13 protein-coding genes are annotated in these 22,411 nt (G+C 33.6%); 8 read left to right on the forward strand and 5 right to left on the reverse strand.

All coding sequences use genetic code 11. The annotated features are described in order from the left end of the window. Positions 1-17 precede the first annotated feature (17 nt). The 4 genes from N4A35_05930 (at position 18) to N4A35_05945 (ending at position 5,372) form a co-directional block, all read left to right on the forward strand. Complete coding sequence (locus N4A35_05930) at positions 18-1,313, forward strand: polysaccharide deacetylase family protein (protein ID MCT4580938.1); 1,296 nt, start codon at positions 18-20, stop codon at positions 1,311-1,313. 93 nt (positions 1,314-1,406) lie between these two features. Beyond that, on the forward strand, positions 1,407-2,966 hold the full coding sequence (locus tag N4A35_05935) for an NAD(P)/FAD-dependent oxidoreductase (protein MCT4580939.1): 1,560 nt from the start codon (positions 1,407-1,409) through the stop codon (positions 2,964-2,966). Between the two features lie 14 nt (positions 2,967-2,980). Next, on the forward strand, positions 2,981-4,636 hold the full coding sequence (locus N4A35_05940) for a S8 family serine peptidase (protein ID MCT4580940.1): 1,656 nt from the start codon (positions 2,981-2,983) through the stop codon (positions 4,634-4,636). Between the two features lies 1 nt (position 4,637). Beyond that, positions 4,638-5,372, forward strand: coding sequence for a hypothetical protein (locus N4A35_05945; GenBank protein MCT4580941.1), 735 nt, complete (start codon positions 4,638-4,640; stop codon positions 5,370-5,372). A gap of 22 nt (positions 5,373-5,394) precedes the next feature. On the opposite strand, the gene N4A35_05950 is transcribed toward N4A35_05945, so the two are convergent. Further along, entirely contained in the window at positions 5,395-7,974 is a 2,580-nt protein-coding gene (locus N4A35_05950) for a BamA/TamA family outer membrane protein (GenBank protein ID MCT4580942.1), read from the reverse strand. A 64-nt stretch (positions 7,975-8,038) separates the two neighbouring features. Here N4A35_05950 and N4A35_05955 point away from each other — a divergent pair, with 64 nt between their 5' ends. Then, on the forward strand, positions 8,039-8,791 hold the full coding sequence (locus N4A35_05955; protein MCT4580943.1) for an RNA methyltransferase: 753 nt from the start codon (positions 8,039-8,041) through the stop codon (positions 8,789-8,791). A gap of 69 nt (positions 8,792-8,860) precedes the next feature. Here N4A35_05955 and paaZ read toward each other — a convergent pair whose 3' ends face one another. After that, positions 8,861-10,909 carry a phenylacetic acid degradation bifunctional protein PaaZ gene (gene paaZ / locus N4A35_05960; GenBank protein ID MCT4580944.1) on the reverse strand — a complete coding sequence of 683 codons (2,049 nt, stop codon included), beginning with the start codon at positions 10,907-10,909 and terminating at the stop codon, positions 8,861-8,863. A 302-nt stretch (positions 10,910-11,211) separates the two neighbouring features. Here paaZ and N4A35_05965 point away from each other — a divergent pair, with 302 nt between their 5' ends. Both N4A35_05965 and N4A35_05970 read left to right on the forward strand, forming a co-directional pair. Continuing rightward, on the forward strand, positions 11,212-11,970 hold the full coding sequence (locus tag N4A35_05965; protein MCT4580945.1) for a LytTR family transcriptional regulator DNA-binding domain-containing protein: 759 nt from the start codon (positions 11,212-11,214) through the stop codon (positions 11,968-11,970). Between the two features lie 4 nt (positions 11,971-11,974). Continuing rightward, complete coding sequence (locus N4A35_05970; protein ID MCT4580946.1) at positions 11,975-13,888, forward strand: sensor histidine kinase; 1,914 nt, start codon at positions 11,975-11,977, stop codon at positions 13,886-13,888. A gap of 18 nt (positions 13,889-13,906) precedes the next feature. Here N4A35_05970 and N4A35_05975 read toward each other — a convergent pair whose 3' ends face one another. Next, entirely contained in the window at positions 13,907-16,486 is a 2,580-nt protein-coding gene (locus N4A35_05975; protein ID MCT4580947.1) for a DUF5686 and carboxypeptidase regulatory-like domain-containing protein, read from the reverse strand. A 66-nt stretch (positions 16,487-16,552) separates the two neighbouring features. Next, on the reverse strand, positions 16,553-18,556 hold the full coding sequence (gene uvrB, locus N4A35_05980) for an excinuclease ABC subunit UvrB (GenBank protein ID MCT4580948.1): 2,004 nt from the start codon (positions 18,554-18,556) through the stop codon (positions 16,553-16,555). 221 nt (positions 18,557-18,777) lie between these two features. Here uvrB and N4A35_05985 point away from each other — a divergent pair, with 221 nt between their 5' ends. Next, entirely contained in the window at positions 18,778-19,662 is an 885-nt protein-coding gene (locus N4A35_05985; GenBank protein MCT4580949.1) for a cysteine dioxygenase family protein, read from the forward strand. 88 nt (positions 19,663-19,750) lie between these two features. Here the strand turns inward: N4A35_05985 and clpB are convergent, their stop codons facing one another. Beyond that, the gene (gene clpB, locus N4A35_05990; protein ID MCT4580950.1) at positions 19,751-22,366 is read right to left on the reverse strand and encodes an ATP-dependent chaperone ClpB; all 2,616 of its coding nucleotides are present in this window, start codon (positions 22,364-22,366) and stop codon (positions 19,751-19,753) included. Between the last annotated feature and the right edge of the window lie 45 nt (positions 22,367-22,411).

Below are 22,411 nucleotides of genomic sequence, written 5' to 3' on the forward strand. Positions count from 1 at the left end.
ACATTATTTTTGTGCGCATGTTTACAGTTTATTCACCAGTCACTTCTAATCGTTTTTTATATGCCGTAAAGCTTGTGTTAGCTCAGGTTTGTGGACTAGATTATCGTATTGTTAAGGATAAGAATGAAATTGAGGAGGGAGATAAAGTGATCAATTATTCGGGGAGCAGAATTGAAGGGAGTTTTCAAATACATCCTTATGGATTGCTATCTGAAAAATATTACCAGCAATTTGATGTAAGTTTTGATTATGGTGGTCCAGAAAAGCTTAAACTATTTTTGACTGAATTTGATCACTTAGGATATGATATTTTTTCGGCTTCATTTTTTCTAGTATCTCGAATGGAGGAATATTGGGCGTTTACATCTGATAAACATGGACGATATACCGCTACAGATAGTGTAATGCATAAATTAGGTGTATTACACTTACCTTTGGTTAATATTTGGTGTAAGGCATTTTTAGAGCGATTAGGGGCCTATTTTCAACTTGAGTTAGGTTTAACAACAAGGTTTAAAATCATCAATACGGTTGATGTAGATAATGCTTGGGCCTATAAAAATAAAGGATTAATACGTAGTGTTGGAGGAGTAGGGAAAGCATTAGTTAAGGGGAGTGTTTCAGAAGCAAAAGAAAGAATTGATTCCGTTGTCTTTGGTAAGGAAGATCCCTACGATACCTATAGTTACATAGAACAAGTTAGTCAAGATAAAAAAATAGAAAGTATCTACTTTTTTTTGTTAGGGGATCGTAGTGAATTTGATAAAAATGTGTCACATAAACATCGTGAATTAATTCAGTTAATAGCTGAGTTGGCAAAAAAGCATCAAATAGGGATACATCCATCTTATCAATCATATCTAAATCAAGAACAACAAGAAAAAGAATGTAAGCGGTTAGCGGAAATATTAGGGAAAGCTGTAACAATATCTCGAAAGCATTTTTTACGGTTGAATATTCCTGAAACCTATCGTATTTATGAAAAAATAGGGCTTAAAGCAGATTATACTATGGGCTATGCCGATCATGTTGGTTTTAGGGCAGGTATATGTACTCCTTTTTCTTTTTTTGATTTGTTAGAAGATAAAGAAACCTCATTGCTTGTACATCCCTTTTCGTATATGGATGGAACCTTAAATCAGTACATGAATTTACCTGTGGAAGAAGCCATTGTTAAAGTTCAACAACTAAAAGAAGAAGTAAAAGCTGTTGAGGGACAATTTATTGGAGTTTGGCATAATGAAACCTTGAACGATAAAGGGATTTGGAAAGGTTGGAGAAAGGTGTTTGAAGAAGGGCTTAAAGCAGAATAAACAATGATAATTTATCTAAAAAATCCTCATTAAATCTTTCAACTTCACCAAAAAAATAAGTAATTTGGCACTATATTTATTCAACCAATTCGAATGAAAGAATTAGAAAAATACGATTTGTGTATAATCGGTGCAGGGCCAGCAGGTTATGCCGCTGCCATGAGAGCAGTAGATTTTGGAAAAAAAGTTATCTTAATTGAAAAAGATAAAGTAGGAGGGGCAGGATTATACAATGGAGCATTGTCTTCCAAAACACTATGGGAGCTTTCTCAAAAAGTAAAGTCAGTTAATGAAAGTATTGTTTCGGTAGGACGAAGTAAATTTGAAATTAGTTGGGAGGAAGCACAAAAAACAGTAAAAGAAGCTGTTTTTGATCGTAAGTCTCAATATTCTTGTCACATTAAATTGTTAGAAACCGGTTCTAATAGTCTTTTTCATTACGAAAGAGGTCTAGGAAGTTTTGTGGATAATAAAACCATAGAAATTCAGAAGAAGAATGGAAAAGTAAAACGTATTCATGCTGATTATACCATTATTGCTACTGGAAGTACTCCAAGAAAATTACCTAATGCAATCGTGGATGAAAAAGTGATTCTTACCAGTGATGGAATAGAGCAAATTGACGACTTTCCTAAAAGTATGGTAATTGTCGGAGCTGGAGTTATTGGTTGTGAATATGCAACGATCTTTTCAAATTTTGGTAAAACAAAGGTTTACTTGATTGATAGAGCTGATCATATTTTACCTTTTGAAGATGAAGACATCTCGAATATGGTAGAGGGGAATTTAGATGCTAATGGCGTAACGATACATCATAATTCTCAATTAGAGAGATTGGATATTGTTGATGGAGAAGTTGAGTATGAATTATCGTACAAAGACGGTAAAAGAGAAGTTATTCGTGTAGAAAAAGCATTGCTGGCTATTGGGAGAGAACTCAATGTCAAAGGGCTTAACATGGATAAAGCTGGGGTTGAAATGAGTAAAAGAGGTAGACATATCGGAGATGTAGATACCCAAACAAATATCGAAAATATTTATGCCGTTGGAGATGCAAGTGGTCGTATTGCATTGGTGAATATGGGAGAACTAGAAGGCCGTCAAGCTGTTGAAAAAATATTTGGTAAGAAAACAACTCCATTGTCTTATGATAATGTAAGTACAATCATGTTTTTAGAACCAGAAGTAGCAGCTGTTGGCTTAAATGAAAAACAGTGTGCTGAACGTGGACTACCAATCAAAGTAGTTAAAATAGATTTTTCATGTATAGCAAGAGCAATAGCGATGCGTAAAACTCAAGGTTTCTTCAAAATTATCGTTACCAATGATGATGAAATGAAAGTCTTAGGTATGCGAGCGATTGGAGAACACGCATCAAGCGCCATCCAAGCAGTTGCATTGTTAATCAAAACAGGACAAAGTATTCGTTTATTAGCAGATTTAGTACATCCGCATCCATCTATTATTGAAGGGATTCAAGAATGTGTTAGAATGTTAATGAATCAGTCTGTATTTAAGTCATCTGTATTTAAAGATAACCTTAAGGCCTATAGTTGCGTAAATGGGGTGTGTACTCCGTTACAACAATTAACAGGAGGGAATAATTTAGATGATGGAGGAGTTGAAATGGAAAACACTTTTGACTTTTCATAATTAATCAAAGTAATATGGTGCGTTTTTTTCTGTTTATTTTAATTATAGGAAGTAGCACTTGTTTATGGGGGCAATCTCGAAAATACTGGATACGTTTTAGTGATAAAGATGGGGTAGAGTTTAACCCATATACCTATTTTGATGCTAAAGCTATACAACGACGTACCAAACACAATATACCATTGGTTGAGTTTTCTGATTTGCCGATTCGAAACGATTACTTTCAAAGAATTGATGCATTGGCGGATTCAATAACAGGGAAATCACGTTGGTTTAATGCTGTTGCATGTTGGGTAGATGATGCTGCTATTGATCGTGTAAAAGATTTGGCATTCGTTCGCGAAGTTGTGGCAATGAGTGGAGAGCAGGAAATTTTATCTACTGCAAATTTACTCAGTTTAGACAATGGGGAAAGTGAGTTGTTAGAAGCGCAGATTACTTCCTTAGAAGGGCATTTATTTGATAGTTTATATACAGGTAAAGGCATTCGAATATGTATTATCGATGCGGGGTTTCCTGAAGTTGATGAATCTCAATTGTTTGAACACATTAGGAATAATAATCGAATTATTAAAACTTGGGATTTTAAAAAAAACAAACCAGACGTTTATCGATATAATTCACATGGTACATCTGTTTTGTCTTGTATTGCAGGAGTTTATAATGGCAAAAAAGTAGGGATGGCTACAGATGCTGAATTTCTTTTAGCAAGAACAGAAAGAGTTACCTATGAGGGGATAGCCGAGGAAGAAGATTGGTTGGAAGCAGTAGAATGGGCTGATAAAAATGGAGCTGATATAATCAATAGTTCGTTAGGGTATACCAAAGCCGCTCATTTTTTAGAAGATATGGATGGTAATACAACCATCATCTCGCGTGCGGCTAATTTAGCTGCTCGTAAAGGTATTTTGGTGGTTAATGCAGCAGGTAATGAGGGGAGAAGTGAATGGAAGTATGTCGCAGCACCAGGAGATGCGGATAGCGCACTAACTGTTGGAGGGATAAACCCCTGGACAGGTTTGCATACTTCATTTAGTTCGTATGGCCCCAATGCTAGACACCATCTTAAACCGAATGTAAGTGCCTTTGGTCATGCATTAGGCTATGATACCTATTCGATTTTAACTGAGTTAACAGGAACATCATTTGCAAGCCCTTTAGTTGCTGGTTTTGCCGCTTGTGTATGGGAAAAAGATAGTAGTTTAACCAATATGCAGTTGTTTAAGGAAATAGAACGATCAGCTTCTTTATATCCTTATTTTGATTACGCCACTGGTTATGGTATGCCAAAAGCAAGTTACTTTATTGATTCCTTAAAAAGAGGTATGGTTACTCCAACCTTTTCTCTTGATACAACAGATAAGGTCGAATTAATAGTAAGAATAAATGAGGAAAGCTTTGTAGAGAATAAGTGGGTGACCTCTGAGAAAGCTAGAAAGCGTATAACGTTTTTTCACTTAAATGACTTTTTTAACCATCAAGCGAGTAATATTCCTAATAGTGAACCAGATGTTCTTTATTTTCATGTAGAAAATCAAGAAAAGTATTTAGATGAGTATCAGGTGATAGCAGTCAACCAAAAAGAAGTTTTGAGGCTATTTTTAGATGAATATAAAGGTAAATTGTTGAGGTTTAGTTATAAAGGGTACGTTCAAGAGTTAAAATTATAGTATGGAAAAGAAGCGTGTACATATTTTAATCTTGCTGCTGTTATTACTTTCGGTATCATTGGGTTGTGTGGGACAGACAGTTTTGATTAAAGACCAAGTTCCTGAAGATTTTTCAACGATTGATAATGGTTTTGGACCTAATCGAAAAAAGTATTATTATTCTTATTTTGGTTTAGGTAAAATTATAGCGACTCCTTTTCAGGATACTTCACTATCTGTAAAATGGAATGCATTAAAAGTGGCATCAGGGAGTACTTATAAATATCAACTAAATAAATGGTTTGCGGGGATTTTTGATTTCGATTTTTCATTGGAGAGTTATGCTTTAAACCAAATTAACTCCACCAATACCTTGAATTATAAAGCAGCAATTGAAAAGGCGAGGTATGTCTTTTACAAAGTCAGTACTGATTTAGCGATGCAATTCAATTTAAGACCTAAAAGAGGGAACCAATTGGGAAATTATATTACACTTGGAGGGTATGTGGATTATAATATCTCAAGGCGATTTGTAACAAAGTCAGTATATGATAATGGTTATCCCATCAATCAAAAAATAGTCTATAAACGACTGCCATTTGCTCCTCCTTTTCAATATGGAGTGGTAGCAAAATATGGAAAGCATTATTGGGATATTTTTGCGAAGTATCGCGTTTCAAATGCCTTTGATAATGGCCAAACAGAAATACCAAGACTAATTATTGGATTGGAATTTTTGATTCATGAAAATGAATAATGATTTTCTATACCAACAGGGGTTAAAAAGGATAGCCAATTCCTAGATTAAATTGCCAAGGAAAAAAACTTCTTCTAAACGAACCATCATTATAACTTGAATAATCACTGAGCTTCCCGTAGCCAATCCATCTTTCATTAACAGGTAGGGCTGGATTTCTTAATGGGAATGCAAAGTCAAAACGGATAATAAAAAAATCCAAATCCATTCGTAAGCCAAATCCCGTTCCTATACCAATCTCAGCAATAAAGTTTTCGGCTTTAAATTCAGCACCAGTACGTAAAGAGTCTTCATTGATCAACCAAATATTTCCAGCATCAAGAAATGTAGCTCCTTCAATCCAGCTAGAGATAGGAAAGCGAATTTCAAAATTCCCTTCTAATTGAATATCTCCGATTTTATCAAAACTACGAGTAGAGTCGTAATAAGACCCTGGTCCTAACGTACGCGCTTTCCAAGCACGCATACCATTGGCACCCCCAGCATAAAAGCTTTTTTCAAATGGAAGAGCTTCATTAAGGTTTTTAAGAGGTATCCCAACTCCTCCAGCAACCCTAGATACCACGCGAATTCTTTTTGTAAGGTTGTTGTAATGTCTGAAATCACCAGAAAGCTTAGCAAATTGGGCAAAACGTATTCCCAAAAACTCATAGGCTCCATCACTGTTCAACTCTTGGTTAGTTAGGTTGTAAAAAGCTCTTAAAGAGTTTCCTGCCGTTTCAAAAATAGATTGGAAATAATATTGATTTTTTTGTTTTTTCTTAATGTCTTGACCATTATAGGTAAAACTTAATTTAGTACTTGCAATAATATGATCCTGATAACTAGCAGCCAATAACCGATCATTTAATTCATCTATTTTTTGTTGAAAAGCATCCGATTTAGTGATGTCAATAGCACTAATGTTAATAGGAGTAAATCGATAGGTGATAGGTGATTTTTCATGCCATACATAACCAAATGAAAAGTTTTCCTTGTTTCGAGTGAAATCGGGACGTTTTTGATAGTTGATTACTCCTGAAAATTCAGTTTTGGGATTATAGGCTTTAGGAAATAATTTGCCAATAAAAACGAACCTAGGGATCGTAAGATTTACCAAGGGACCAAATTCGATGGTATTGAAACTAGAAAAATTAGAGATAACATCTTCCAGTCCATCTTCATCAGCTGATTGGTCAACTAATAGTTGTTGCATCTCTATTCCTCCGCTTAAGCTAATTTGAAGTTTTTCTGCTCCTTTAAAGATGTTTTTATGAGAGTATGCTACTCTTCCTTCAATACCTAATAGCCCATTCCTATGGGTTCCGTCTGTGGCAATCGTAAAACTTTGTGTCTTTGCTGGTTTTAATCGGATTTTTGCAACCAAATCATTACAGCCATTTTCTAAGGTGTCAAATTCAATTGCAGTCGATTCAAATGTTCCCAAAGAAGATAGTGTTTTGTAGGTCGCAATAACATTATTTTGATTGTATAAATCCCCCTCCATAAATCGTACAGAGTTGTAGAGTAATTTTGGTTTAAACCCTAATTCTTTACGAGAAATAATAGAAATATTTTTAGTGAAGAAAAGAGAGTCTTTATAAGCATAATCGTCTGCTTTAAGAGAAAAATCAGGATATATTTCAACCTTCATTACATTATATTGCGCATGGTTACGTTCCAAAATGGTATCGTAAACAGGATCTTTATATTTATAATTTTGTATTCTTAATTCAACGTTTACCTGATTACTGTTGAGGTTACTGTCTATTTTAAAGTAAATAAATTCCTTGTTAAAGTATTTATACCCATTATTCATCAAAAATGTAGTGATACGCTCTCGCTCTTTATTGAGTTTCTCAGAATCGTAAATTTGGTTAGTCTTAATGATAGCTTGATCATCAATTGAATCAAGGTAATTCAAGATTAAAGTGTCGGTTACATTGTATGAAATACCCTTTATTCTGTAGGGCTTTTCAAGGTTGATCAGGTAATCAATTTCTCCACGATTTGCTTTTCGTTTATGTTTGACTTTGAACTTTCCATTACGTTTAGGAATCGTATCAGGATAATAGGTAATTTGATAATCAACAGTATTGTTAAAATAACCTTTATTGATAAGGTAAATATTCAATTGTTTGGCAGAAGTAACTGTTTTTACAGAATCAATGATAACAGGTTTTTCACCAGATTCTCTAACGCGCTCACCAAAAGTTAATTTAGGTTCGACAGGTGGTTTGGGTCTAAATTCAAGAGGTGGATAAATAGTGTCGTTTTGAATGCCTTTAGCTTTTAACTGTTCGTTCTTTTTAGCAACTTTTTTTTGTTTCTTCTCGTTTTTTTCGTGAATACGTTTATTTTTTCGTTCAGCTTTTTTTTGTTGTTTGATTCGATGCTTGACGATTCGTTTTTCACTAGAAAGGTTGTATAAACGTAAGTAGAAACGGACACGTCCCAATATTTTTCGATTAGGTTTTTGCTTTAAAATATCCTGCATTTCCTCTTCGTCGATGTTTTCATGTTTAGAAAACAAAAGGCTAGTATCTTGCTGAATTTTAAAGTTGTTTTCATCTAGTAGAAATTGGTTTTCGGGTACATGTTTAGTGATGCTACATGAATGCATGAACATAAAAATAGGAAGTAGAATTCCAAGATATATGTAGCCCCTTTTTATCAAAATCAATTAAATGCTTAACTTCGCGACTGTAAAAATAAGAAAGGTGCTCACAAAATCAGATATAAAACGAATTAATTCACTTAAACGTAAGTCAAAAAGGAAAGAAAATGGGCTTTTTGTCGTAGAGGGAATAAAAATTGTAGAAGAATTGTTAGTATCAGCTTATCGAATTAATGCGATTTATGCATTAAAAGAAGTTGCAGGTAACTTTCCCAATGCTATCGTTGTTTCTGAAAAAGAATTAGAGCGAATAACACATTTATCTTCTCCTAATAAAGTCTTGGCTTTAGTCGAAATTCCTCAGGAAAATAGTGTAGTAGATACTTCGGAAACTATTTTGGTAGTAGATGGAGTAAATGACCCAGGGAATTTAGGTACAATTATTCGTACTGCTGATTGGTTTGGAATTTCACAAATCGTGTGTTCTACGAATAGCGTAGACTGTTACAACTCCAAAGTGATTATGTCAACAATGGGGTCTATTTTTAGAGCGAAAATCAACTATATAGATTTACCAACTTTTTTCAAAGAGGTCAAGTTGCCAGTATATGGGGCATTACTAGAAGGCAAATCAATTTATCAAACAGCATTTGTCAATCCCTCAATAATTTTAATGGGAAGCGAATCTCATGGGATTTCAGAAACGCTAAAACCTTATATAACACATCCTGTAACAATACCTGGTGCAGGAAAAACAGAGTCTTTAAATTTAGCTGTTTCTACTGGAATATTTTGTAATGAATATTATAGACAGAACAGGTAGTATATTTATTTTAGTAAATTAGTTTTTGTAAAAAAAAGCCCCAACTATTTCAGTTGAGGCTTAATCAATTTATTTCGATTGATCTAATTTTTTAACCATTGTTAATATAGTGGCTAAAGCAACTGTTTCTCCTGTCTCATCATAAACATCGACTAAGAACTTTACAATTCCTTTCGCTACATCATCTTCAGATTTCTTTTCTTGATCAATTTTTTCTTTTACAGTAAAACGAACACCAATAGTTGTTCCTGGGTAAACAGGTTTTATAAAACGGCATTCATCAATCCCATAATTCAATAGAACTGGACCTTTTTTAGGGTCTACAAACATTCCCGCAGCTTTGGATAAAATATAATATCCATGTGCAACTTTTCCTTCGAAAATAGTCCCTTCAAGAGAAGTAGCATCAACATGTGCGTAAAAATTATCTCCGCTCACTTGAGCAAAGCTATTAATATCTGATTCGATAACAGTATGTTTATGAGTAAATACAGTATCCCCAACTTTTAACTCTTCAAAATGTTGTCTAAATACATGTGGGTTCGCTTCAGGTTGCTTGGCTCCAACTTGGAATTGCTTCGTAATAGCTGTAATTGTTTGTGGATGACCTTGAATAGCAGTACGTTGTAAATAGTGTAAAATACCTCTTTTTCCTCCCATTTCTTCACCGCCACCAGCTCTACCTGGTCCACCGTGTGTTAATAATGGCATTGGAGAGCCGTGCCCTGTACTTTCTTTAGCACAGGTTTCATTTAAAACTAAGATACGTCCATTAGTATGTGCAGCTTCCACTACAAAATCAGTTGCTAAATGATCATCAGCAGTAATAATAGAGGTAACCAATGATCCTTTTCCCATTCTGACTAAATCAACAGCATCATCAAGATTTTTATAAGGAATCAAAGTAGATACAGGTCCAAAAGCTTCGATGTTGTGTACATCTGTATTTTCAAATGGATTGTTGTTTCTGAATAAAATAGGAGAGAAGAAAGCTCCCTTTTCTTTACTCCCTCCAGTAATTTCAAAATTCTCCATATCCCCAAAAACAACTTCTTGCGATTGCATTAATTGCTCAACATTTTCTTTGACACGTTCTACTTGTAATCTAGAAGCTAAAGCCCCCATTCTTACACCGTCAATAGAAGGATCTCCAATTGTATTTTTAGCTAAACGAGCATTTAATGCACTTTGAACATCATCAATTAAGTTTTCAGGAACCAAAATACGACGAATTGCCGTACATTTTTGTCCAGCTTTTACCGTCATTTCTTTTTGAACCTCTTTGATAAAAATATCAAATTCAGGCGTTCCAGGTTTAGCATCTTCACCTAAAACAGAAGCATTTAAAGAATCTGCCTCAAGGTTAAAAGGCACTGAGTTTTGGATGATATTGGATTGATTTTTCAATTTCATCCCTGTGTGTGCAGAACCAGTAAATGTTACAACATCTTGATAATTAACATGATCAATAATACCATGCCCTTTTCCTGTAACCAGTTGTAAAGCTCCTTCAGGTAAAATTTTAGAGTCGATAATTTCTCTAACCATCAATTCCGTTAAATAGCTCGTGTATTCTGAAGGTTTAACAACTGCTGGTACACCTGCCATTAAGTTGACTGCTATTTTTTCTAACATCCCCCAAATAGGAAAGTTAAACGCGTTAATATGAACCGCTACCCCTTGTTTAGGAACCATGATATGATGTCCTATAAAACTTCCTCCTTTAGAAAGGAGAGCTGCTTCGCCATCAACATAGTATGGTAAATCTGGGAATTGTCTTCTTAGAGAAGCATTGGCAAAAAGGTTCCCGATTCCTCCTTCAATATCAATCCATGAATCAATTTTTGTTGCACCAGTAGCAGCACTTAGTGCGTAGAATTTCTTTTTAATAGAAAGCAAGTGTAAAGCCAAAGCTTTTAACATTAAACCTCTTTCTTGAAAAGTCATTTTACGTAAAGCACGACCACCAACTTTACGTCCATAGTCTAAAATTGCTTCATAGTCTAAACCAGCACTGGAAACATTTCCTATAAAATCTCCATTAATGGCGTTAAAAACTTCCAATTCAGTTCCTTCTCCATCAATCCATTTTCCCTGTACATAGTTTTGTATTTTCATTGTAATATTCGTTTTAGTTTAGTGGTACGAATATACGGAAAATGTATGAGATTTTATCTAGAGGATGCCTTACATAAAAAGCTTGTTCGTTTCTCTACATATTTAATACGTTTTACAACGATATAAAGGCTGTTTACAACATTTTTTTTGTTATGCTATGACTTAATAGCACCTTAGTCTAAAATTTTATTGAATAAAGATAGTATTGAATATTTTATATAAATAAAGGTTTAAGGTGTAGGTAAAATACTGTTTTTTGATTTACTTAGCAAATTAATTAAAGCCTCTCGTTATTTTTAATAATGAGAGGTTTTGTTATAAAAAGAGATAGACTTGTGGAAGAAATAAAAGTGTTGATAGTAGAGGATGAAATGCTTATTGCAGATACAATAGCAGATACATTATCTAGTTTGGGATATCTGGTTTTAGAACCTGAAATAAATTTTACTAATGCTGTAAAAGCAATAGAAAATGAAAAGCCTGATATAGGGATATTTGATATAAAGTTATCTGGTAAAAAAAGCGGAATTGATTTAGCAAAATATGTTCAAGAACATTATAAATTTCCTTTTATATTTTTGACTTCTAACTCTGATAAACTCACTCTTAATGAGGCAAAGTTAACAGAGCCGGCTGCATTTTTAATTAAACCATTCAATAATCAAGAACTCTTTGCAGCTGTTGAATTAGCTTTGCATAATCACGCTATTCAAAAGGAAAGACAGAGTAAAGCAATTAATACTTTATTAAATAAATCAATTTTTATAAAGGATAAAGATGGATTTAATCGCGTTGATTTAGAAGATATTATTTATGTGAAAAGTGATAATATTTACGTTGAGGTTAGAACAAAAAGTAATCAAAATTATATAGTAAGGTCAACTTTGAATGAATACCAAGAAAAGCTAAATGAAAACTTTTTAAGGATTCACAGGAGCTATATCATCAATTTAGCATATCTAGAGCGTATAGAACATGCTAACCTGATTATTAATTCTATTAAAGTTCCATTAGGAATAAAGTATAAGAGAGGGTTAATGAACCATATTAATAAAGGTTAATGATATGTGTAATAAAATAGGAATTCTAGGTTTTGTTTTTTTCTTCAGTTTAAGCTTGTTTTATGGTCAAGTCGATGCTTTAGAGGTTAAGAAAATAGAACGTTTTATATTACAAAATAAGAAAGACTCCGCATTATTGGTTTATGAAGAATTAAGCGGAGATACAGCATCGAATAATTATCTGAAAACGCTTCATAGAATAGCTCTTTCCCAAGAGTGTAGCAATGAAGATATCTATGCTTTTATAAACAAAGTAATCAATGATAATACAATAAATAAAATTGATGTTCATCACTACTTAATTGAATATTTGGCTCCTCCTAAGGAAGAGTTGATTGATATTTCTTATGTTAAAATTAAGTGGCTTCAAATTACATTCTTAACTGAACTTGTTATGATGGAGGAGGCAGAAAGAGAACATGAGGTGCTATCTAAGTATATTGACCAATTCAATGAAAAAGATGATAATGTACAAAGAGCGATCTTTTATAAAAATATTTATCCAATAATATTAACCATCATCAAGAGAAGCCTAGAAGAAGGGGAAAAATTGTGTTTTGAGAATAAAACAATCGCTGAGGGTTTAAAGGATACAAGTCTAATGATAGTCTCTAATTATTATTACAGTGATTTTTTGTTAATGAGAGGCAGATTAGAAGCGTATATAAGTCTTTGTGAAACGAATTTGCTTTTGGAGCGTAAGCGTCCTAATAAATCCATTTTTTATTATGGTAATCTTTGTCATCTTATAGACGCTTTAATTTATAAAGGAGGAGAAGAAGAAAGAATATTTAAATTGCTGGATGAAGTATACAACAGTACTAATTATAAGGAGTATAGTTATTCATATTATATCCAATTATTAGGGAACTTCTCCGATACTGCTTTGTATTCGAAGAAGATTCTAAATAAATTTAATGTTAATGATATCATAGCGCTTTCAGATACGCTTATTCAGCAATCTAAAGCTGTCATTCCTCCCAATGAATATTATCAGCTTTTAAGAATAGTTGGGGAAGCTTTGTTTAGTAAGGGACATTATGAAAAAGCGAAAAAAATCCATTATTTAAGTGTTACACATATAAGGGAAATTTATACTAAAGATCTGGCAGGAGTATTAGCAACTAATAAAATAAGAGCGGTAGTCAAGGAAAATGAATATGAGTTGTCCTTAGCCAATGAAAAATCAAAGCGATTCTTATATAGTTTGATGTTATTGGGAGTGATTGTATTGATGGCAGTTATAAGTATATTGATTCTCAGAATAAAACATAAAAAACTAACCAAAAGAGAACAAGAAAAACAACTGTTGCTTCAAGAAATACATCATAGGGTAAAAAATAATTTTCAAATAGTTTCCAGTTTATTAAAGTTACAGGTAAAAGGTATTAAAGATGAAAAAGCTATAGAAATGGCTATAGAGGGGCAAAATAGAGTGAAATCTATGTCCTTAATCCATGAGAAGTTATATCAAAATGACGATTTAGAAGTAGACTTTGAGGACTATATCAATACGTTAGTTAGTAATATTAATATCTTATATAATAAAGTTAGTATCACAAAAGAGATTAAAGTACCCCAAGGATGTAAGCTTGATATTGATACAGCTGTACCTTTAGGATTAATCTTAAATGAGTTGATTACTAATGCTTTTAAATATGCTTTTGTCGACTCAAATGAGCAAAATATCCTAACAGTTCTTTGTCAAAAAGAAGAAGGTCTGAATGTCCTTACCGTAAAGGATAATGGAAAGGGAGTTTATAGTGGTGTTTCATTTGAAAATCCAAATACAACAGGTTTGAGATTAATCAAAAGTTTGGCAAAACAATTACATGGTTCTGTTGAGTATGAATACAATGAAGGTGCTATTTTTAAAGTTTTTTATAAGGAAACCGTTTTAAGAGAAGCAGTAGATTAACTTTAATGCGTTGACTGTTTAGTAATTCCACTTTTTTCTACTAGAATCATAAAAATCTATTCCTACTTTAAACCTAAAGTTGGCATTATCTAGGGTATTGTCAGCGGTAACAAAATAGCCTCCTAATCTTAGGGGTTGAGTTTCTCCAAATAATCGTACATTAAAGATACGTTCTAGTCCTCCAAAGGCTTCAAAATGAGCAAAGTCTATGTCTCTAATCAATAAGGTTCCTGCACCTCCAACTAATTGAAGTTTAAGACGGTTGATTAAAGGAACTTTATTAAGAATAGCTCCTTCAAAATGATGAATGTAATTGGCTTGGAAATACTCATTTCTAGTATCAAATTGGTAGCCCATCAGTTGAAATGAATTTAAAGGGTCAGCAAAAAGTCCAGCATCAGAACCTCTAAAATATTTATGCTCCAAAACTCTTAAGTTGTTTTTATTGGTAAAAGTACCAGTGCTAACTTTCCAAGTAGAATACCCTAATTGTGGTAACCTTACGTGGTCTTCTGCACTAACCTCTATGTATTCAAAATCTACCTCGCTATTAAACATATTAGGAATCCCTCTTCTATATTTTAGACTTACAATAGGAAGTTTGGCTTCTGTAATGACTTTTTTATTGTTTTTGATATAGTACTTTTGCTTGAAACGATACTTTAATGAGAGTTCTATTTCAGTTTTTTTATAATCTTCAAAAGAAGTAGGGGTGTTTAAGTTTTCAATAATGCTTTGGTCAGCAGTGTCTCCTAATGCAAGAGCGGAGTAATCAACTAATTGCAGTCCCTCTAAAGAAAGTTGATGCTGATAAGACAGAGTAGCTTCAGCATATAGTCCATTTATGATTTCCATACGTTGTGCAATGCTAACATTTTTAGAGCGAACATAGTTACTTCGACTCAAAACAGCCGTAAAAGAAGCATTTTGATTAATGAGTTCATAAGAATCTCCAAAACGTATAAATGTACGAACGAATTTCAGTGGGACATAGGTTAAGCCAACTCCAACTTTCCCTTTTACGTCTTTGTTTTTAAATCCATAATCGATTTGGCCTTCCGTTTCTAGCAGGTAGTTGTTAGGGAATTCTTTGTTAAAGTATCCACCTAGCCTATGGCGATATCCCCCAACTCCTAGGGGAACGATCTGATTGATGAGCCCTCTAAACCTAAATTCGGTTCCCTTAAAACTGTTTTTATGTCCAATTCCTGTCAATAAAAAGCTCCAGATATTAATTTTATTAAAGGCCGAGTCAACTCTTTTTAAGTATTCTGGACTAGTGTATAAACTGACCAAACTATCGTATTCTCCAATAAAAGTTAACTCATCTTTCTTTAATGTAATTGGTCGATTAGCGTCCCAAAATTGTTCATCTTTATCAAAAGCATCAACCTCAAAGCGTTTCACTTCACTGTTAAATGTTTTCTTTGGAAAAGTAGGAGAGAGGTTGTAGTTGGAATGATTCACCCTTGTATTTCCAATAATATTATAGTCTCCATCTTTAATGTTATAAAATAATTCTCTTCTTACAGGTAAATAAGCAGTCGAATCAAGTTGTTCATAGTTTTGAATAATTTTGAATTCACTACAAAAGAATAAAGCGCCTTTGTTTACATTTAAATCTACCGATTTTAAAGCCCAAGTACTATCTTCGATATAGATAGATCCATAAAATAAGGCTTCATTTTTAAATCTAGGAATAACTTCTAAATGGTAAATCTTTTTTCCATCTTCAATAAAACTACCTTTATAGTCGTATGCGTAGCTCAGGGCAGATGAGTTGGCTAAAGGAGAAATAAAAGGTTTAGCACTAATAGCAGAAAATGAGATCTTATTTTTATAGAAATTAAAATCAGAGTTGGATATATCAGTATAAATGAGATAGGGGTTTTTGTCTTCTCCTGTTTCTTGCGCAACTTGTGATTCACCAATTTCCATCCCAAAAGAAATGTTGTTAACTCCCATAGGGTCATCAACTTCAGCATAATCATGGTGGGCTTCTATAATTTCTTTGTAACGGTTAGGAGCTTTGAAATAGGTGGTTGAAATGGTTTCGATTAAATTTAAGTTTTGTTTTTTTAAACGGTCTTCTTGTTGCTCATCAGGAGTGTAAATTAAACTTAAGCTGTCAGCTTGATTTTTAATAACGGGTTCTTTTTCTAAAGAAGACTTCAAATAGGTTTTACAAGCGTATTGATTTATTGCATTGAGGTAAGTGGTACGTTTAGCTCGTACTTCTTTCATAATTATTTTTGCTCGATCCCTAGTTTTAGCAACGATCTCTACGTCAGCTAATAAAGCAACATCTTCTTTTAGCTGAATGTTCAATTCAATAGTTTGGTGAGCGGAAGTGATTTCGATTTCTTTCTCTACAATTTGAAAACCAATAAAACTGTATACAATGGTGTGTTTACCCTTTTCTATTTCAAGAAAGTATTCTCCTTTTAAATTGGAGGTTGTTCCATAACTTGTATTTTTAATGTAAACACTAGCAAAAGGGAGGACTTCATTATTGGTGTCTAGTATTTTTCCTTTGATTGCTCCAGCATAAAAAAAATGAGAAATCAAAGTGATAATAAGTAATAGAATGTATTTCATAATAAGTAAGGGACGAAGAACAATTAAAAAAGTTACATTTAGTTTAAAAAGTTCAAAAAAAGATGATTAAAAGCGGTCAACTAATTCTTTCTGCAATTCAAATAATTCATCTCTTAAACGTGCGGCATCCATAAAATCTTCTTGTTTTGCTGCATATTGCATTCTAGTTTTTACATCTTTAATTGCTTTTTCTAATTCATCTCTTGTAGTATATTGTGTTTGCTCTTCGGCTGCAGCAGTTAAAGCTTTGTTGATTTCATATTCTGATAATTGTTTTTTATTCTCGAAAACTTTGTCTGTATTTTTAACAATTTGTGTTGGGGTGATTCCATGCTTTTCATTGTATTCGATTTGAATAGCTCTACGCCTACTGGTTTCAGTAATCGTTGCATTCATAGAATCAGTGATTTTATCAGCATACATGAGTACTTTTCCGTTAACGTTACGTGCAGCCCTACCTACAGTTTGTACTAAAGATCTACGGTTTCTTAAGAAGCCCTCTTTATCGGCGTCTAATATGGCAACTAAAGAAACTTCGGGAAGGTCTAGTCCCTCCCTTAACAAGTTTACACCTATTAAAACATCAAATATTCCTTTTCTTAGATCTGCAAGAATTTCAACCCTATCTAAGGTGTCTACATCTGAGTGAATATAGCGACTTCGTATTCCCATTCGAGAAAAATAAGTATCTAACTCCTCTGCCATTCTTTTGGTAAGTGTAGTGACTAATACACGCTCATCTCGTTCAATAACCAGTTGAATTTCCTCTAATAAATCATCTATTTGATTTAAACTAGGTCTTACTTCAATAATAGGATCTAAGAGGCCAGTAGGACGAATAATCTGTTCTATTAGAATTCCCTCAGATTTTTCTAATTCAAAATCTGCTGGTGTAGCACTGATGTATAAGGTCTGGCCAATTAGTTGTTCAAACTCTTCAAATTTTAATGGACGATTGTCAATAGCAGAAGGCAGCCTAAAACCATATTCTACAAGGTTCACCTTTCTTGAACGGTCACCTCCATACATGGCTCTGATTTGAGGAATGGTGACATGGCTTTCATCAATCATCATAATAAAGTCATCTGGGAAGTAATCCAAAAGGCAGAATGGACGACTTCCAACTGGTCGTCTGTCAAAGTAACGAGAGTAATTTTCTATACCAGAGCAGTACCCCAGCTCACGCATCATTTCTAAATCATATTCAACACGTTCCAATAGCCTTTTAGCCTCTAAGTTTCTTCCAATTTCTTTAAAATAGTCGTATTGTTTTACCAAATCGTCTTGAATTTCTTCAATAGCAGTTTTAATGGTGTCATTACTCGTTACAAAAATATTAGCAGGAAAAATTTGATAGTTTTCAAAGGTTTCTATGACTTGATTATCATTCGGGTCAAATGTTTCGATTGATTCAATTTCATCACCCCAAAAAATAACGCGTAAGGCAACATCAGTATAAGCTAAATAAATAGAAACCGTATCTCCATTAACACGAAACTGTCCTCGTTCCAAACCAGTTGTACTTCTAGAATACAACACCTCAACAAGTTGATGCAAAAATTTATTACGGGCAATATTTTGTCCAACACTTATCTCAATAACTCCTTGTTTAAAATTGGCAGGGTTACCAATACCATAGATACATGAAACAGATGAAACAACAATAACATCTCTTCTTCCCGAAAGTAATGATGACGTACAACTTAACCTTAATTTTTCAATTTCGTCATTAATGGATAAATCCTTTTCGATATATGTTCCTGTTGTTGGAAGGTAGGCTTCAGGTTGGTAGTAGTCGTAGTAGGATACAAAATATTCTACTGCATTATCAGGAAAGAAAGCTTTGAATTCTTCATATAGTTGAGCTGCTAATGTTTTGTTATGTGATAAAATAAGAGTAGGGCGATTGGTTTGTGCAATAACATTGGCTGCCGTAAATGTTTTTCCTGATCCTGTTACTCCTAATAATGCTTGATGTTGTACCTTATTATTAAAGCCCTCTACAATTTGTTGAATGGCTTGTGGTTGATCACCTGTAGGTTTAAAATTTGAGTGTAGTTTGAAGTCCATGATGTAAAAATAAAGAAATACTCGAACTTATTTCATTCGAATATTTAGTTTTTCCTTTTTATTGAGAAGAACAATGGTCGATTGATCTTGATGATATTCAGGATGTGTTTTTTAGGGGGAACAAGTTATGACGAATTGTAGCTATAAAGTGATTGATGTTACCAATAGATTAAGAAGTTCTTCTTATTTTTGCACGCAGATTTCAATTAAAATAATGACTAATGGATTTACCAAAATCGTTGACATATATAAGGGAAGAGTTAATATCAAAAAAGATTGTTAAACCGCATGAAGTTATTCGGATTATTCAATCTGCTGGAGTTCGAAAAGAAGATTTAGAACCTTGGGCTGATTTTAACCATCCAATCAAAGACAGTTACGGGAGAAAAATGGTTTACAAAGCTCCAAACTTTGAAATAATGGTAATGTCTTGGTTGCCAGGGGATATGTCGGCAATCCATAACCATGGTTATACAACATGGGGGGCTGTTCAAGTATTTGGAGAAAACGAGCATGCAACGTTTAAAATAGAGGATAACCATTTGAAAACACTGACAAGAAGTCAATTTAAAAATGGTGAGATTGTTGGAGTCGGTCACCATTTGATTCATCAAATGGGGAATTTAACCGACAATAATGTTTTGACATTACATGTGTATGGTGTGGAAGAAGCAATTGACAATATAACAGGTGATGCTCACCTCTATGATCCGAGTAATGGTACAATTCAGATTATAAATGGAGGAGTGTTCTTTGATTTACCCAATACGCAAATTGAAGATATTATAGAGGGTCCAAAAGGAGATTATCCAACACAGTTAAGACATTTATTAGAGTTAGCGAAAAGAATTAGAAGATATAATCCTAATTCAATTAAGTTAAAAGAAATAGAAAATATTATCGTTTCTAAGAGTCAGGTGGAACAATTGAGCAATTTTGTTAGCAGTTTGAAAGATGAGCGTGGTCATATAATGAATCAAAATCAATGGAATATATTGAATCGAGAGTTGTGTGAAACAAAAGCCTATTTATTAAATAATGCTTATTTGTTAGAGGAATTTAATAAAGCCATTCAAGGAATTATCACTGTAAAGTGTGTGTTATGATGAGATTTCAAAGAATGATTTGAAATAAAAAAATCCCAAACTTTATCGAGCTTGGGATTTTTTATGTTATGATTTATTAACTGATAGCCTACACTGGAGTGGTAGTCATAGATTGAAATTCTAAGTTTCCATTCAAAACAGTTAGCTCAATTGTATCTGATGTTGAAACTTTATTGGAAAGTAAAGCTTTAGATAGTTGATTTAAAACTTGTTTTTGTACCACTCTTTTAACAGGCCTAGCTCCAAATTGAGGATCATATCCAAGTTTTGCAATTTCCTTAATCGCTTCATCAGTGATGGATAATTGAATGTCATTTTTCAATAGCCTTTGTTTTAATTTGTTTAACTGAATCTTTACAATATTTTGAATGTCTTCTAACGTTAACGGTTGAAACATAATCGTTTCGTCAATACGATTCAAGAATTCAGGTCTAACTGTTTGTTTCAGTGCTTGATAAACATTGTCTTTGGTGTTTTCAACAACTTCAATTTGCTCGAGTTGAGATTTAAGTTCAAAACCATTAAAACTATCCTGTATAATTTCAGCTCCGATGTTGGAGGTCATAATGATAATTGTATTTTTAAAATCAACTACTCGTCCTTTATTATCTGTTAATCTACCGTCGTCCAACACTTGAAGTAGGATGTTAAATACATCAGGGTGTGCTTTCTCGATTTCATCCAGTAAAATCACAGAATAAGGCTTTCTTCTGACAGCTTCAGTTAATTGACCACCTTCATCATAGCCTACATATCCTGGAGGAGCTCCTACTAATCTAGATACAGCATGACGTTCTTGATATTCACTCATGTCTATTCTGGTCATTGCATTTTCATCTGAAAATAAGTATTCACTTAATGCTTTAGCAAGTTCGGTTTTTCCTACCCCAGTAGTACCTAAGAAGATAAAAGAACCAATAGGTTTGTTGGAGTCTTGTAATCCAGCTCTACTTCTTCGTACAGCATCAGATACGGCTTCTATTGCGTCCAGTTGTCCCACTACTCTTTTTCCAATTTCATCTTCCAACTTTAAGAGTTTTGCTCTTTCACTTTCTAGCATTTTACTGACAGGAATTCCTGTCCATCGAGCTACAACATCAGCAATTTCTTCAGACCCTACTTCTTCTTTAATCATTTTTGAATTAAGTTGAAGCTCAGCTAATTCTTTTTTAGCATTTTCAACATCATTTTCTAATTGTTTAAGTAGGCTGTATCGAATTTCAGCAACACGACTAAAATCCCCAGAACGTTCAGCTTGTTCAGCTTCAAGTTTTAGTTGTTCAATTTCTTCTTTGGAATTTTGGATCTTTTCAACAACTTCCTTTTCACTTTTCCATTTTGCTAAAAAGCTGTCCCTCTTTTCGTTCAGTTCAGAAAGTTCTTCTGCTAGTAAATCTAGTTTTTTTGAATCTCCCTCTCTTTTAATCGCCTCTCTTTCAATTTCAAGCTGCATGATTTTACGTTCAATTTCATCCAGTTCTTCAGGCTTTGAGTTGATTTCCATTCTTAATTTAGAGGCTGCTTCATCAATTAAATCTATTGCTTTGTCAGGAAGAAAACGAGTCGTAATATAACGTTGAGACAACTCTACAGCAGCTATAATAGCACTATCTTTTATTTGTACTTTATGATGGGTTTCATATTTTTCCTTAATACCTCTCAAAATACTAATTGCATCTTCAGTATCAGGTTCATCTACAATAACTTTTTGGAACCTTCTTTCTAAAGCCTTATCCTTTTCAAAATACTTTTGATATTCGTCTAGAGTAGTAGCTCCAATTGATCGAAGTTCTCCTCTAGCTAAAGCTGGTTTTAAAATATTGGCTGCATCCATGGCGCCTTGACCTCCTCCAGCTCCAACTAACGTATGGATTTCATCAATAAATAAAATAATTTCACCATCAGAACTAGTTACTTCTTTGACTACAGCTTTTAGACGCTCTTCAAACTCTCCCTTGTACTTTGCTCCTGCGATTAGAGCCCCCATATCCAAGGAATAAATTGTTTTTCCTTGTAGGTTTTCTGGAACATCGCCACTTATTATCCTGTGTGCAATTCCCTCAGCAATAGCTGTTTTTCCAACGCCTGGCTCTCCAATAAGAATAGGGTTGTTTTTAGTTCGTCGTGTTAATATTTGAAGAACTCTTCTTATTTCTTCATCTCTTCCAATAACAGGGTCCAACTTTCCGTCTTTAGCTAATTGATTAAGGTTGTTGGCATATTTTGCTAAAGAATTATACGTTTCTTCCTGACTTTGAGAAGTAACTCGATTCCCTTTTCTAAGTTCTTGAATGATGTTGTCAAGTTCTTTGGTATTAAATCCATGATCCTTCAGTAATTGGGTAGTACTTCCAGAGCTGGCTAAAATCCCATAAATGATATGTTCTAATGATACAAAATCATCGTTCATTTTTTTGGCTGTACTTAAGGCCTTATCCAAGGTTGTTTGCGCATTTCTTGAAAGTTGCTCTTGTCCACCAGTTACTTTGGGGTAGGAGGTGATAATGCTGTCTAAAGCTTGCTTAAAAACAGTAAGATTTACTCCCATTTTCTTAAAAATATGTGGGAATATATTTTCGTCAACTTGAAAGCCACCTTTCAATAAATGGCCATTTTCGATTTGTTGATTGTTGTTTTCAACAGCTATTTGTCTGGCCTCAGAGATAGCTTGTTGAGACTTTGTTGTAAACTTATTGAAATCCATTTTTTTTTATTTTAATTAAACTCAATTTGGTGTTCACAAAAAATT

This window comes from Flavobacteriales bacterium (genome assembly GCA_025210295.1).
Lineage (GTDB): Bacteria > Bacteroidota > Bacteroidia > Flavobacteriales_D > Parvicellaceae > S010-51.

What these genes read in the sequence shown, in the direction of transcription:
- N4A35_05945 (MCT4580941.1), top strand. Translation starts at nt 4,638, where the DNA reads ATGGAAAAGAAGCGTGTACATATTTTAATCTTGCTGCTGTTATTACTT.
- N4A35_05940 (MCT4580940.1), top strand. Translation starts at nt 2,981, where the DNA reads ATGGTGCGTTTTTTTCTGTTTATTTTAATTATAGGAAGTAGCACTTGT.
- uvrB (MCT4580948.1), bottom strand. Translation starts at nt 18,556, where the DNA reads ATGGACTTCAAACTACACTCAAATTTTAAACCTACAGGTGATCAACCA.
- N4A35_05975 (MCT4580947.1), bottom strand. Translation starts at nt 16,486, where the DNA reads ATGAAATACATTCTATTACTTATTATCACTTTGATTTCTCATTTTTTT.
- N4A35_05965 (MCT4580945.1), top strand. Translation starts at nt 11,212, where the DNA reads ATGAGAGGTTTTGTTATAAAAAGAGATAGACTTGTGGAAGAAATAAAA.
- N4A35_05930 (MCT4580938.1), top strand. Translation starts at nt 18, where the DNA reads ATGTTTACAGTTTATTCACCAGTCACTTCTAATCGTTTTTTATATGCC.
- N4A35_05985 (MCT4580949.1), top strand. Translation starts at nt 18,778, where the DNA reads ATGGATTTACCAAAATCGTTGACATATATAAGGGAAGAGTTAATATCA.
- N4A35_05950 (MCT4580942.1), bottom strand. Translation starts at nt 7,974, where the DNA reads ATGCATTCATGTAGCATCACTAAACATGTACCCGAAAACCAATTTCTA.
- N4A35_05935 (MCT4580939.1), top strand. Translation starts at nt 1,407, where the DNA reads ATGAAAGAATTAGAAAAATACGATTTGTGTATAATCGGTGCAGGGCCA.
- clpB (MCT4580950.1), bottom strand. Translation starts at nt 22,366, where the DNA reads ATGGATTTCAATAAGTTTACAACAAAGTCTCAACAAGCTATCTCTGAG.
- paaZ (MCT4580944.1), bottom strand. Translation starts at nt 10,909, where the DNA reads ATGAAAATACAAAACTATGTACAGGGAAAATGGATTGATGGAGAAGGA.
- N4A35_05970 (MCT4580946.1), top strand. Translation starts at nt 11,975, where the DNA reads ATGTGTAATAAAATAGGAATTCTAGGTTTTGTTTTTTTCTTCAGTTTA.
- N4A35_05955 (MCT4580943.1), top strand. Translation starts at nt 8,039, where the DNA reads ATGCTTAACTTCGCGACTGTAAAAATAAGAAAGGTGCTCACAAAATCA.